This is a genomic window from Brevundimonas sp. (genome assembly GCF_013823285.1).
Classification (GTDB): Bacteria; Pseudomonadota; Alphaproteobacteria; order Caulobacterales; family Caulobacteraceae; genus Brevundimonas.
Genome location: NZ_PNLV01000008.1, coordinates 1 through 13,768, shown reverse-complemented (window position 1 = coordinate 13,768; position 13,768 = coordinate 1). Strand labels below are relative to the sequence as shown.

General features: G+C 68.6%; 8 protein-coding genes. 1 reads left to right on the top strand and 7 read right to left on the bottom strand.

Annotated elements, in window-relative coordinates:
• The 7 genes from C0461_RS02380 to C0461_RS02350 all read right to left on the bottom strand — a co-directional run bounded on the left by C0461_RS02380 (position 1) and on the right by C0461_RS02350 (position 8,449).
• The gene (locus tag C0461_RS02380) at positions 1-1,452 is read right to left on the bottom strand and encodes a peptidase S10 (protein WP_292103610.1); all 1,452 of its coding nucleotides are present in this window, start codon (positions 1,450-1,452) and stop codon (positions 1-3) included.
• The gene (locus C0461_RS02375) at positions 1,449-2,771 is read right to left on the bottom strand and encodes an amino acid permease (RefSeq protein WP_292103608.1); all 1,323 of its coding nucleotides are present in this window, start codon (positions 2,769-2,771) and stop codon (positions 1,449-1,451) included. The genes C0461_RS02380 and C0461_RS02375 overlap by 4 nt, the downstream gene beginning before the upstream one ends.
• Positions 2,764-3,729: an ornithine cyclodeaminase family protein gene (locus C0461_RS02370; protein ID WP_292103606.1), complete on the bottom strand. Its 966-nt coding sequence runs from the start codon at positions 3,727-3,729 to the stop codon at positions 2,764-2,766. The genes C0461_RS02375 and C0461_RS02370 overlap by 8 nt, the downstream gene beginning before the upstream one ends.
• On the bottom strand, positions 3,726-4,979 hold the full coding sequence (locus C0461_RS02365; RefSeq protein WP_292103604.1) for an aminotransferase class V-fold PLP-dependent enzyme: 1,254 nt from the start codon (positions 4,977-4,979) through the stop codon (positions 3,726-3,728). The genes C0461_RS02370 and C0461_RS02365 overlap by 4 nt, the downstream gene beginning before the upstream one ends.
• A 25-nt stretch (positions 4,980-5,004) precedes the next feature.
• Positions 5,005-6,702, bottom strand: coding sequence for a hypothetical protein (locus C0461_RS02360; protein WP_292103602.1), 1,698 nt, complete (start codon positions 6,700-6,702; stop codon positions 5,005-5,007).
• A gap of 554 nt (positions 6,703-7,256) precedes the next feature.
• On the bottom strand, positions 7,257-8,075 hold the full coding sequence (locus C0461_RS02355; protein WP_292103600.1) for an Ig-like domain-containing protein: 819 nt from the start codon (positions 8,073-8,075) through the stop codon (positions 7,257-7,259).
• Positions 8,072-8,449 carry a hypothetical protein gene (locus tag C0461_RS02350; RefSeq protein ID WP_292103597.1) on the bottom strand — a complete coding sequence of 126 codons (378 nt, stop codon included), beginning with the start codon at positions 8,447-8,449 and terminating at the stop codon, positions 8,072-8,074. Before C0461_RS02350 ends, C0461_RS02355 begins: the two co-directional genes overlap by 4 nt.
• Positions 8,450-8,596: 147 nt before the next feature.
• On the opposite strand from C0461_RS02350, the gene C0461_RS02345 reads away from it, so the two are divergent.
• A partial coding sequence (locus tag C0461_RS02345) for a transglutaminase domain-containing protein (RefSeq protein WP_292103595.1) occupies positions 8,597-13,768 on the top strand: 5,172 nt, incomplete at its 3' end.

The following is a 13,768-nucleotide window of genomic DNA, read 5'->3' as shown; positions in this document are numbered from 1 at the left end:
CTACTCCGCCATGAAGTCGCGCACCGCGTCCGCCAGGGCCTCGAGGTTGGTGTCCTCGATGAAGACCGAGTGGCCCGAGGCGAAATAGGCCGCCGTCAGCCGGTCTGCGGGAATGCCCGCCTGATCCAGGGTGTAGCGCCCACCATAGGCCGGGGTGGACAGGTCGTAGTATCCCGCCGACCAGAACACCCGCAGGTCGGGGTCCCGCGCCATGGCCTCGGCCAGATGCGGAATGGCGTCGATGAAGCCTTCGTGGTCCCAGGCGCTGTTCACCTCCAGATTCAGAGCCTGATAGGTGTCGTCGGCCCGGAAATCCAGCACATCCGCATAGTAGGCGTCGACCACCGACACTCCGTCTTCCGGTCGGAACACCGTCTCCTCGGGGTCGGCCGGACGCGCGACGGCCTCGGGGCCGTAGTTCATGCCGGGGTCGTCATAGGGCGGGCGCTGGGCCGGGGCGTCCAGCCGGGCCGTGGCGCGCGCGTCCAGCTGGCCGGTGCGCAGGCCCTGATCAGCGAGAAGGTTGAACATGAACAGGGTGTTGGTGATGCGCAGGTCGTTCTCGGCGATCAGGGCGGCGGGCAGGCCGGTCATCGCCGACAGCCGCCCGGCCATGGCGCCCCGCTCGGCGTCGGGCAGGGCGGCGCCCTGGATCAGCGCCGCGATGTAATCCGTGCGCGCGAACACCACGGCGTCTTCGTACACCTGCTCGACCGTGCGGCCGTCGCGGGCGGCGCGGCCATGATGCCAGGCGGCCGCCGCATAGCTGGGCAGGGACGACACATGGGCGAGCGGGCCGCTGCGTTCCCCGGGCACGAGGGCGAACAGCAGCACGCCGTCGAACTCCAGATCCGGGGCCACGCGCATGATCTCCGCCGCGCGGAGGGTGCCGTAGCTCTGGCCCAGCAGGTAGCGGGGCGAGTCCGTCCGCTCATGGCGGGCCAGCCACTGGCGGATGACGTCGGCGACGGAGCGCGCGTCGCCCGTGCGGGTCCAGAACGGGGCCCCGTCGTCGTGGGGACGGCTGTACCCCGTGCCCACCGGATCGATGAACACCAGATCCGCCGCATCCAGCAGGCTGTGCGGGTTCATGGCCAGATACTGATGATCGCCCTCGCCGAAACGGCGCATGGGCCCGAAGGCGCCGAAATGCAGCGGCGTGGTGGAGGCGCCGGGGCCGCCGTTGAAGATGAACAGCACCGGTCGCCCGGCGGGCGCGACGTTGGTCCGGATGTAACTGGTGGTGACCACCGTTCCCGAGGCCCGGCCGTCTTCGGACCGGACCATGGTCTCGGCCACGACGGCCTGATAGGCGACCGGCCCGTCCTGAAGCTGCGTCACATGGGCGGTGACGACTGAGCGGGGGTTCCGGGCATCCTGGGCGGCGGCGGGCGCGGCGAGCGTCAGCATGACGGCGAGGCCGGCTGCGAGGCTTCGGATCGACTGGATCATGACGCGCTCCGGGAAACGGGACCGACGCCGAACCGGCCGCGCACCAGGTACCAGGCGGCGCCGATCAGCCCCCAGACCGTGAGCGCCACATAGGGCCGCCAGTCGGCGGTGAGGCCGAGCAGGACCACGACGAACGAGGCCACGACCCCCATCCAGCCCCAGATGGCGACGAAGCGTCGGCTGGGACGGAAGGCGGCCTGGGCGTGGATCTCGGGGTGGTGGCGCGCGATGCGTGTGGCCGACAGGCAGGTGGCGCCGTACTTCAGCAGTGTCGGCACGTTCACGGCCAGGAACAGGGCCGTCAGGTTCATGGGCGCCAGCAGGCCCAGCACGCACAGGCCGAAAGCGACGGCCAGGGCGATGTGCGGCGTCTGGAAGCGCGGATGAACCCTGGCCAGGGGCGAAGGCAGGGCGCCCGCGCGGGCCATGGCGAACAGATAGCGGCTGAACACCATGGCCAGGGCGTTCAGGGACTTGCCGATGGCGAGCACCGCCGCGAGGACGATGACGGGCCGGGCGAGGTCGTCGCCCATGAACACGGCGGCGGCGTCCAGCACCGGGGTTTCGCTGGCGGCCAGCGCCTGGGGCCCCAGCACGCCGAGGGCGACGGCGGCCACCATCAGATACAGGATCATGGCCGAGACAATGGAGGCGGCCACGCCGATGGGGATGGCGCGCCGGCTGTTGCGGACCTCGTCGCCCACCTCGGTGGCGGCCTCGATGCCGAAGAACAGTCCGATCAGGACCGGCGTGGCGGCCAGCACGCCCGCCCAGCCTTCGGACATGAAGGGGGTGAAGGAGTCCGGCTGGACCGACGGCGCGCCCCAGCCGGCGAACACGAAGAACAGAACGATCAGGCCGGCCATCAGCACGGTCTGGACCCGCGCGGCGATGGCCACGCCCCACAGGTTGAGCCCGAAGATCAGGACGAACACGCCCAGCATGGTCGCCTTGGTCGGGACCGGGACCAGCATCGACACATAGCGGGTCAGCACCAGCGCCAGGATCAGCATGGCGCCCACGCTGCCGGCGATGCGCAGCCAGGCGATCATGAAGCCCGTGGCGGGCGACAGGAACCGGCGCGGCCACTCGTAGGACGCGCCGGCGGTGGGCAGGGCCGATCCCATGAAGGCGTAGGTCACCGCGATGATGAACATCGGGACCGCCGCCAGCGCCACCGCCAGCAGCATGGCCGGTCCGGCCAGGGCCGTGGCGGGCGCGATGACCGAGAAGATCGAGACCCCGACGGCCAGACCCAGCCCCAGGGCGATGACCGAGATCAGACCTACGCCCTGTTTCAGATGCGGCGCATCAGCCATGGAGCGTTTTCCTTTCATGGGACAGCAGCCATGCGGCCGCGGCCAGATCCTGGGCGGCGTGGCCCAGGGACTTGTAGACCGTGATCTGGTCGGCGTCGGTACGGCCGGGGTGTCGGCCCGAGAAGACCTCGCCGATCTCGGCCGCCACGTGATCGTCGCTCACGCGGCCCTGCTCGCGGGCGCGGAGGAACTCGCCGCCGTGGGCCAGGACATGGTCGCGGTGATCGGCGATGAACAGGCTGCGCGCCACGAGTTCCGCGTCCGCCTCGGCCGCATGGGGGCCGCTGGAGCCCACAAGGTTCACGTGGGTTCCCGGCGCGATCCATGCGCCTTGCAGCACGGGCTCGGACGCGGTGGTGAGGGTGCAGACCACATCAGCGCCCTCCACGGCCTCGGCCGCCGTCGCACAGGGCAGGACGTCCAGACCGAAGCGCTCTTGAATGTGACGGGCGAAGGCGGTGACGCTCGCGAGGTCCCGTCCCCAGACCCGGACAGTCGTCAGCGGTCGCACGGCCGCGATGGCTTCCAGATGCGCCTCGGCCTGCGTGCCCGTTCCGAGCAGGGCCAGGACCCGGGTGTCAGGCCGCGCCAGGGCGTCGGTGGCCGCCGCCGTGGCGGCGGCGGTGCGGACGCGGGTGATCGCTTCGGCGTCGCCCACAAAGACCGGACGTCCGTCGTCCGTGTCGAACAGCACGACCAGACCCTGATGCCGTCGGCGACCGGGGCGGTCGGCCGCGCCATAGACGCTGACCAGCTTGGCGCCGAACCCGGCCTCGCACACGGCCGGCATTAGCGCGAAGGTGCGCCCTTCGCCCACCGGCAGGAAGCTGCGCAGGGCCTGCCCGACCCGGCCGTCGGAAAGCTCGATCATGGCCTGGCGCATCAGGGGCACGCAGGCGGCGATGCTCAATCGCGATCGCACGGCCTCGGCGTCCATGACCACCAGGGCGTCGCTCAAGCCAGCGCCTCCACCAGACGGTCCACATCGGCCGGCGTGTTGAAGACCGATGCAGACACGCGCAGCCGGTGCGCGCCCAGGGTGACCCGCACGCCCGCGCGCTGGAGCCGGTCCCCGAAGGCCTGGCGGGCGTCCTTGTAGGCGAAGGCGACCAGCGGGCTGGTGCTGTCCTCGGGCGTCATGGGCTCGAAGCCCAGGCGCGGCAATTCGGCGCGGGCCCGTTCGATGGCCGGCTGTCTCCAGGCCTGGATGGTCTCCACGCCCAGGGACTGGATGTAGTCCAGCGACCAGTCCAGATGGGCCAGGCCGGTGTTGGTGAAGGTGCCCATGGCGAACAGGCCCGAGGCGTCGTCCCGCGCACGGGTCTCGAACATCCGCGGACCGGGCGGATCATGGGGATAGGCGTGGCTGGAGAAGGCGGCCAGCTGCTGATAGCCGGCCTGGGGTCTGCGCAGCCGCGGAATCAGGTCGGCCCGGGCGTAGAGAAAGCCCAGCCCCATGTCGCCCATCAGCCATTTGTAGCTGGACGACGCCACCAGATCGACGCCGGTGGCCCGCACGTCGAAGGGCACGGCGCCGATGGCGTGGACCGCATCCACATAGACATGGGCCCCATGGGCGTGGGCCAGATCGCACACGGCCTTCAGGTCATGCTGAAAGCCGTTGATGGTGGAGACGGCTGACAGGGCCACCAGACGCGTGCGGTCGTTCACCGCCGCCTCCATATCCGACATCAGGATGCGGTTCTCGCGCATGGGCAGGATGACCACCTCCATGCCCGCACGCTCCAGCTCGGCGTACAGATGGAACGACCCGAAGAAGTGCAGCGCGTCGGTGACGATGCGGCCGCCCACTTCGGGAATGCCCAGGGCGCTGACGGCCAGCTGCTCGCCGGCGGACGTGCTCTGGACATAGGCCACCTCGGCGGGCGTGGCGTTGATGAGGCCTGCGAACCGTTCCAGCACCGACTGCCGCAGGGGTGCGAAATCGTAGCCTTCTGGGCCGCCGTTCATGGCGCGGGATTCGAGATAGAGCCGAACGGATTCCCGGGCGCCTACGCTGAAGGGATGGACGGAACCGGCATCCAGATAGACGCCCTGGATGTCCGGGAACTGATCGGTGGCGGGCAGGGCGGTCGCAGACCCGACAGCGCCCGCGACCGCAGGCGCAGCGGCGGCGGCGGCAGGCAGGGTCGCGGCGGCGGCCAGCCAGCTTCGCCGCGTCAGTCCTGGTGCACGCTCGTCGGCCATGATCCTGTTCCTCAAGCTGAAGCCGTCACAGGGCGCAGGCGCTGTCCGGGACGCCGTCGACCCGTTCCCACCGCCATCCGCTGACCGGCTCGCCGCGCGGCAGATAGCGGACGCCATAGGTGCGGCCGTCGCGGCGGATGGTCATCTCCATCATGCGGTCCTCGTCGCCCTGCGCCTCGCGCACCGGCGTGATCGACAGGATTTCGTCGCCCTCCGCAAGTCCGGCGCGGGCGGCGGCGGACTCCGGCAGCAGATCCGCCACCACCCCCAGCCGCATCTCGTCGAAGCCCAGCTGGAAGGGGCGATGGGACGCCTGCACCGGCCGCAGGCAGGGGCCGAAAGACTGGGGATGCGGGAACAGGGCTTGCCCCGAGGTCATGGCGTCGAACCCGGCTTGCGCCTCGTCGCCGATCTCGGCCTGCAGGAGTTCGACCCACTGCGCCAGGCCGATGCTTTCCCCCGCTTTCTGGCGCGCCAGGATCGTGAGGACCAGATCGTCGAGCGACCGCTCTCCGCCGGAGGCGGCGCGGACCTGGGCGTCGACATTGGTGAGATAGATGAAGCCCCGGCCATAGGGGACCCGCTGGGCGCGGGAGTCGCTCCAGAAAATCCGGCCGGCTTCCTCATTCGAAAGGCCAAGGTGCGGGTTGGCGTAGTAGGCGTCCGCGCGACGATTGATGATGTCCAGGAACTCATCAGTCTCAAGGAGACCGGCCCGAAGCGCCAGAAGCGAGGAGTAGAACTCCGCAGTCCCCTCCGTATACCAGGCGGTCAGGGCGTGAGGGTCGCCGCCGTTGAGGCGGGGCCAGTTGTGGGCCATCTCGTGGGCCAGCAGCATCTGCAGCCCGCCGCTGGTGGTCTCGCCCCCAGCGCCGTAGCCGAACATGAAGGACTGGGCCAGGGCGGTGCCGCCGCCTGCCGGATAGGGATTTTCGCGAACGAACACCCGATAGGGCGCGCCGGGATCATTGAAGAACTCTGACATGTAGGTGTAGAGCGCGCGCGTCTCGGTCGCCAGATCGTCGATGTCAAAGGGCGGGTGAGACAGCCAGTAAAGGGCGAAGTCATCGGCCCCGGCCTCGGGCTCACTGGCCACGGCGCCCACGGCGTAGAACGAGAAGGCCAGGGTGCTGGCCGGCGCGGTGACGGACCGTTCGCCCTCGCCGAAACTCCACACCCCGCGCGCGCCCTCGGGCAGGGCGGACAGGTCCCAGTTCAGGGTGATCCGGTAGGGCGTCTCGACCGTGGGCAAGGCGAAGAAATAGACTCCGGCGCCCATCAAGCCGCCGTCCTGGGCGCGCAGGTCGAACAGAGGACCGTTGCGGGTTTCGGACGAGACCGGGCGCGGCGTTACCGCGTAGGCGACAGTCACATCGCCCTCCGCCGCCCGGTCGCCCAGATAGTGGCGATACACGCCCTCTGGCGTCGGCTCCGCATCCTCGGTCCGGAGCGACAGCAGGCCGCGCCCGTCGCGGACATGGATGTCGTTGGCACCATAGGCCGCCGTGGGGGTCGAAACCAGCGTCACCGGCATGCGCAGCAGTGCATCCCCGGGGTCTCCGCCCGGCGCGGGGAAACGCAGCTCCACCTCCAGCCGATCCACTCCGCCGTCCGCCGAGGGGCGAGGCGTCAGGGTGACGGAAAGAGCCGGCGGCTCAGCCGCCCACGCGGCCGGGGCGGCCAGTACGAGACAGAAGATAAGGAGGCTTTGAAGGCGGGGCATGAACCCTGTCCGATGCTGCTCTGGTTGCATCAGAGTACCCAAGGAGACTGGAGAGGTTCATGCGATTTCTGCCGTCAATGGCGGCGAAGGCGGCTATTTTATGCGTCCTTGCCCTTGGCGCCGAATGAACACCCCGGCGGGGTTCCCCTGCCTGGCGGAACGGGGGAGGCTAGGGCCGGCTGTGGACCCGGGTTGCCGCGGCAGGCGGCAGGGCGCCGGTCGTCTCGGCACGGAGCCCCGGTTGACCGTATTTTGGGCACATCCCGCTCGGGAAGGCCCGCCTCGCCAGCGTAGGCCGGGCAGTTCCGCAGATTCGAAGCGCAAAAGCCCATATGGGGTGATCGTCCCCTTGGCGAGGCGGAAACAGCCATATCCGGGTGCGACTGACAGCCCGCTGAACATGACCCGTCCGGGGCTGACAAGGCGCCCCGCGGGCCGCGATCGCTCGGCATCCGGCAACTGGCAAACCGTATCCCTCCGCCCTGAACGGCGACCAAAGGGAGCCGCACCGTCGTCGCGGCGGGGTGGCTCCACACAGGCAGTGCAGCAGCCCCTCAGTCGATTTCGCAGGGGATGCCGCCGCTTGGGTTGCAGGGCGGATCGATCTCGCCGAACAAGACGGTCACAAACACCGTAGCTGTGGCGGTTCCCCCATGGCCGTCGCTGATCGTGTAGGTGAAGCTGTAGTTTCCAGGCATCAGCGGTGCGGTGTAGAGGACGTGACCGCCGCCCGACGCGATGGTTACAGACCCCCCGCCAGAGGCGGGCTGGGTGACCGAGGTGACGGTGATGGCGTGGCCGTCGGGATCGGAATCGTTGGCGCGCACCATGATGGCGTTGGTCGAGCCCGTCATGGCCGAAGCGGTGTCGTTCACGGCGACGGGCGGCTGGTTGGCCTGGGTCACCGTGACCGTGACGGTCGCGCTGGCGGTCCCGCCCTTCCCATCGGAGATCGTGTAGGTGAAGGTCTTGGTGCCTGCGCTCGCCGGCGCCGTATAGCGGACATGCTCCCCGCTGTTGCGGATGGCCACCGTCCCGCCGCCCGAGGGCGTCCCCACCGCAGTCACGGTCAGGGTGTCGCCGTCGGGATCCGAGTCATTGGCCCGAACCATGATGTCCACAAAGGAGGACGCGCCCACGCTGGCGGTGTCATTGACGGCCACAGGCGGCTGGTTCGGGATCGTGGAGGTGATGATGCTGCGCCGGTTTCCGGCGCTGTCATACCGGTATTCGATCACGACGCCGTTGGAGTAGGTGGCCTTGATGAGGCGCCCTGCGGCGTCATACTCGTACTGCACCCCGGCGGCCGCGGGGCCTGACGCCAGCAAGGTCAGGGCGGCGAAGGCCGCAAGACCGATCCGACCAAAGCTCATCCGTCCGTCTCCGCATCTGCGTTGGCTACAGGGCCCGGTTCCGCCGATCGCGCCGCAAACGACGGGCGGCCGTCCATGAAGGTTTCGATCGCCTCCTGGCCGACGCGAACCTCATGGTCGCTCGGCAGGGCGGGAGGGTGGGGCTCCGGCCGGGCCTGCCCCAGCCACACGAAGGCGGCCACACCCGCCAGGCTCGCGACCCCGATCAGGGCGCCGGCGCGCGGCCACGAGACGGCGGCGAGCCGGTCTCGCCAGGATCCGCCTTGCACGAAGCGGTCTCGATCAATGACCTGGAGGAACGGCGCGCGCGCCGTCCGGGCCGCGGCGCCGACCACGCGCATCGCCGTCGTCAGGATGTCTGCAAGTCTGCCCATCGAGCCCCCCAGGACCAGGACAAGGAGCGTAGCAGTTTGTGCATGGAGCGAAAGCGAAATTAATAACCGAGGGTTGAAGATTCCCCCTAGGCGACTGGCTCAATACCGGTCTAGCTTCGTCCTATCTGACGGTTCGGGGGGACGGGGATGACGTCGGCGAAACAGAAGGCGGCCGCCTCGGCCGGCCCTCGTAGTCTTGCGGGTCGCCTGCGGCAGGCGGCACTGATCGCTTCGCTGGGGATCGCGGCGGTTCTCGCCGGCAGCTATGCGCCCACAACCGCCCAGAGCGGCGGCGGGGGCGGCGGCGGACCCACCCCGGCGGTGCGCATCGGCACAGCCTCGCTGATGTCCCCGGCCGCGGCCAACGCCTATTATCAGGCGCAACCCAATCCCACGGTCTCGACCAACAGCGTCCAGGTTTCCGGACAGCCCCTGATCAATGCGCCCCACGCCGAGTACGTGGAGCTGGCCCGGGCCCTGGAGAATGATCCGGACCTTATCTACGAGTTCATCCGCAACACGGTGGACACCACCTTCACCTACGGCGTTTCCAAGGGCGGCCTGGGCGCCCTCATTGACCGCAAGGGCACGGCCTTCGATCAGGCCCAGCTCATGGTGGGCGTGCTCAGGGCGGCGGGCCACACCGCCAGCTACCGGGCCGGAACCATCACCCTCAACGGGTCGCAGTTCAGCGCCTGGACGGGCATTTCAAACGCCAGCGCCGCCTGCCAGCTGCTGGCCGGAGGCGGCATCCCCGCCACCATCAACGGCAGCACCACCGCCAACTGCAGCTATGGCTCGGCCAATGTCTCCAGCGTGGTCATGGGCCATGTGTGGGTGGCGGCGGTCATCAACGGAACCACCTACTTCTTTGATCCGGCCTACAAGCCGTATGACGTCATCGCCGGCGTCAATCTGGCGAGCGTCGCGGGTCTGAGCAGCGGTCAGGCGCTCACCCAGGCGAGCTCCGGCGTGCAGACCGGGACGGCGTCGGGCGTGGCCTATGTGCGCGCCATGAACGGCGGCAATCTGGGCACCCGAATCCAGGCCCACGCCAACGCCCTTCAGACCTACATCGACACCAACCTGTCTGACGGGCGGCTGGAGGATCTGGTAGGCGGTCGGGAGATCGTGCGCCATGAAACGCCCTCAGGCGGCTTGCGGCAAACCGCGCTGCCCTATCCCTCGACGGTGAACCACACCTGGACGGGCAACATCCCCAATCCCTACCGCGCGTCTTTGCGCATCCGGATCAAGAAGTGGAGCACCACCGGGTCCCTGACCGAGATCATCGATCGTCTCGTCTACGCCGATGACGTTTACGGCCGCCGCCTGGTCTTCCAGACCAATTTCGCCAACAACCGACAACTGGCGCCCAGTACGACCTTTCTTGGCCAGCTTCGCCTGGTCAATGAGCATGGCGAGGGTCCGACCCTGGCGAGCCACACATCCAGCGAGAGTCCGGCCTGGAGCACGGGCGACATCACCCTGAACGTGAACATGCCCTATGCCGCGCGGGCGGCCGGGTCGACCACGGACGGCTCCTACATGGACGCCGAGGTGGCCAAGTCCGTCACCTACTCCCTGCCCATGACGATCGTGAACGGCTGGGGCGAGGCCACAGGGGCCCTCGTGGCCAAATGGGGCATGCGCTCGGACACCGGCATGCCTGTCCCCCGGGCTGACGGCTGCGAGACCTGCATGAACCTGTTGCCCCAGACCTCGGGGGATGGGCGCCGCGAGCAGATGGCGGTCAGCTGGCTGGCGCAGTCCGGGCGGGCTGGCGCCCTGCACGCCCAGATCGCCGGCTCGGTCTATCAGCACCACTATTCCGTCGGCGTGGTGTCCGCGGACACCGTCGTCACCTCCAAGGCATACGAGTTTCCCACCTATGTCCGGTTCACCCACGCGATCGCCGACAGTTTCGACCGGGTGGATATCGACACCGGGTTCAGCCTGGTCAGCCGGACCAATGTGACGGCCAATCGCCGCGCGGCCATTCACGCCATCGCGGCCACCCTCAACGCCCTGGAAGGCGCCGTGGCGGGCCAGGCCGCCGATGTGCCGGACGTCAACGCCACGGCGACGCGCTTCCAGTGGGGTAATGCTCCGCCCAGCGGCGAGGACCAGGCCAGCGGCGTGGGGGCGCGTCGCTTCTACGCCTTCACCAGCGCCAACGCCGCCAATGCCTCGACCCTGGTGAAGGTGGAAGGCGTCACCTCCAATTCTGAAAGCGGACACCACGGCGCGCACGGCGAGCCGCCGATCGGCAACAGCGAGATCCAGACGCGCCGCGGCGCCCTGGCCAATGCCATCTCCAACTATGCGGCGGCGGGCTTTTCCGTCTTCGCGTCGGAAGACGCATTTCTAGGTCCGGGCCAGCGGGCGGGCAATTTCGAGGGCCAGTATCACCAGGGCCAGTCCTTCCCGCTCTATTACACCCACCACTACTCCAACCAGCGGGGCGGCGCCCTGGTCGCCAACCGCTATGACGCCAACGGCGATCCGGTGGAGATCGCCCATGTGGTGGTCAGCCATCGCGGCGCTATCAAGGGCGGCGGCGGCGGCGCCCAGACCTGGCACGACGCCCAGTATGCGCCCCCCGAAGCGGCCGACTTCATCCGTGACGAGTTCATCGACCGGTCGAGCGCGGCCGGCGTCGACCTCAGTTCGGGCTCTGTCAGCTTCACCAGCCCGGCTTCCCTCACCGTCGGGCAGGGGGATTTCCCACACAGTCTGAGCGCGAGCGTCACCTGGCGCGGCGGCAACTGGCACTCCAATTTTTCGGGGCTCGGCTCCCAGACCAATCCGGCCGGACCCTGGACCACCAGCTGGAACAATGAGCTGACCATCTCCAGCAGCACCCTGGAGGTGCTGGGCGAAGGCGACATACGAGCGGTCGCCGGCACCGTGGCCGCGTTCCTGGTCATGCAGGACATCTACAAGGGCGCGGCGACCACCCAGCGCGAGGTCGCCGGTGCGCTCACGGCCGCCTGGTGGCTGGATCACGTCACCGGCAACGTCGTCTCGGCGACCCTGGGAACCAACACCCAGCAGTTCCTGCGCCGCGCCGACGGGCAGTGGTTCTCTCCCGGCGCGAGCTATGCACGCCTGACCCAGACCGGCGCCCGGACCCGGATCGCCGAGCAACCATCCTGCTCCATGAGCGACGTCAGCTATGTGCCGACCCGGGGGTGGGGCTATGCGGGCATGTCATTCCAGGTCACCAGTGCGACCGGGGATGTGCAGACCTTTGAGAATTGGCAGGCCGACGTCACGCCCATGGGCTCGGGCGAGAGTTGTCTGCGCGCCCGAGGGTTCCGACTGGCGAGCTGGGCTTTCCCCGGCGGCGTCAATCTGAACGTCAGCTACGCCATGCAGGGCATGAATGCGCCGGGCCTGGCGGAGGTGAACAGCAACCTGGGCCTCAAGATCGTGTTCCTGGATCACGGCCGCGCCGGGTTCCACAACGGGCTGACGGGGGGCAACCGCCGGGAAGTCGCCCTGACGTCGGCGCAACATACGGATGCGGGCGGCAACATCACGCGCTTCACCACCGAGTATCTGGGGACGGGTCTTTATCGTCGCCATCTGCTGACCGAGATCTTCGAGCCGCGCAGCGCCACCGAGGCCGCCCTGCGATACACCTACGACAGCATCGGCCGGGTGATGGAGGCGCGCGACGCCATCGCCATCGCCACGCCGGCCTCGCGCAATCCGCACCAGTTCTTCATCGCCGACGGTTACCGGGCGTCGCGCCTCAATCCGCTGGGCCATCGTTACGTCGTTGAGTACGACTTGGACGGGCGTCCGTTCCGCCATACGGATGAGGATGGCTACCAGACCCTCGCGACCTTCGATGGACGCGGACGGGTGACGTCGCGAACGTCGGCCTGGGGCGATGTGACCACCTTCGCTTATGACGATCGCAACAACCTGACCCAGCGCACCCAGACCTCGCGCGGCGGATGCGGGACCGACGCCTGGTGGTGCCAGGGCATCACCGTGTCGGCTCAGTACCACGCCACCTGGAACAGGCCGACGCGGATCACCCTGCCGGCGACGGCGGCCGATCCATCGGTCCGGCACTGGGATTTCACCTACAATTCGAACGGTCTTCTGACCCAGGTGAAGGGCCCCAGTGTCCTGAACGGCCTGACGGGGACCAACGCCCAGCCGATCTGGGCCACCACCTATGACGCCTACGGGCGCGTGGCGACTCAGACCGACCCGACAGGACGTAGAGCGTCGAACACCTATGGCGGGGCAGGGCTGCCGGCCTTCTGTCAGCGGCTGGCCACCGTCTCCAGCCAGTCGGGCGGGTTGAACCTGGTCACCACCTTCGGCTGCAATGCAGTGGGCGACGTGACCAGCGTCACGGACGCGCGCGGTTATACCACCACGACCACCTACGACAGTCTGCGGAGGCGCACGGCGGAGGTCGGGCCGGCGGGTACGAACATCCAGACCCAGTGGACTTATGACGCCAACGGCAACCAGACCCATGAGCGGCGCTGGGATGCGTCGGCCTCAGCCTGGCGGATCACGCAGACGGTCTATTCGACGACCAATCAGCCGACGCGGGTGATCGATCCGGAAGGGAACTGGACACGCTATTGCTATGACCAGATGGATCGCGCCTATCGCGTGATCGACCCGTCCCTGCGCATGCGAATCCACTATTGGACGGCGGCGGGCCGTCCCACCCAGACCAGCCGCTACTACGTGGCAGCGCATAACGGAACCTGCGGCGCTTCCAATGGCCGCCCTCCAGGTGTGACCAGCTATCGCGAACGCGCTTTCGAGTACAATGAAGGCGGCCTGGTGTCGGCCGAGATCGACGCCAACGGCAACCGCACGGAGTTCCAGTACGATGGCTTGGGCCGTCAGCTGGTGACGGCATACGCGGACGGCACCCAAGCATGGACCCTGCTGGACCAGCGCGGCCAGGCGGTGATCCGCAAGCAGCGCTCGGGTTTGAGGGCCCAGGTCTTCTACGACGCGGCCGGCCGGGACTATCACGTCTGGGAGCACCAGAACGGGGCGGCCAACATGGTGGGCCGCCACATCCGGGCCGCCTACGATCTGGCAGGGCGCCCGGTGTGGCGGGACGTGTCGGTGCAGCCGACCTCGACCTGGTCGGACACGCACCTGAGGGAGGTGCGCACCTACGGCTATGACGCCGCCGGCCGGCTGACCACGGACCAGGTGCGCCCCGAGGGGAATGGCGGCGCCAATCCCCTGACCCTGGTGTTCACCTATGGCTACGACGCGGCGGGCAACCGCACCTCGATCCAGTGGCCGGACGCCTGGACAGCC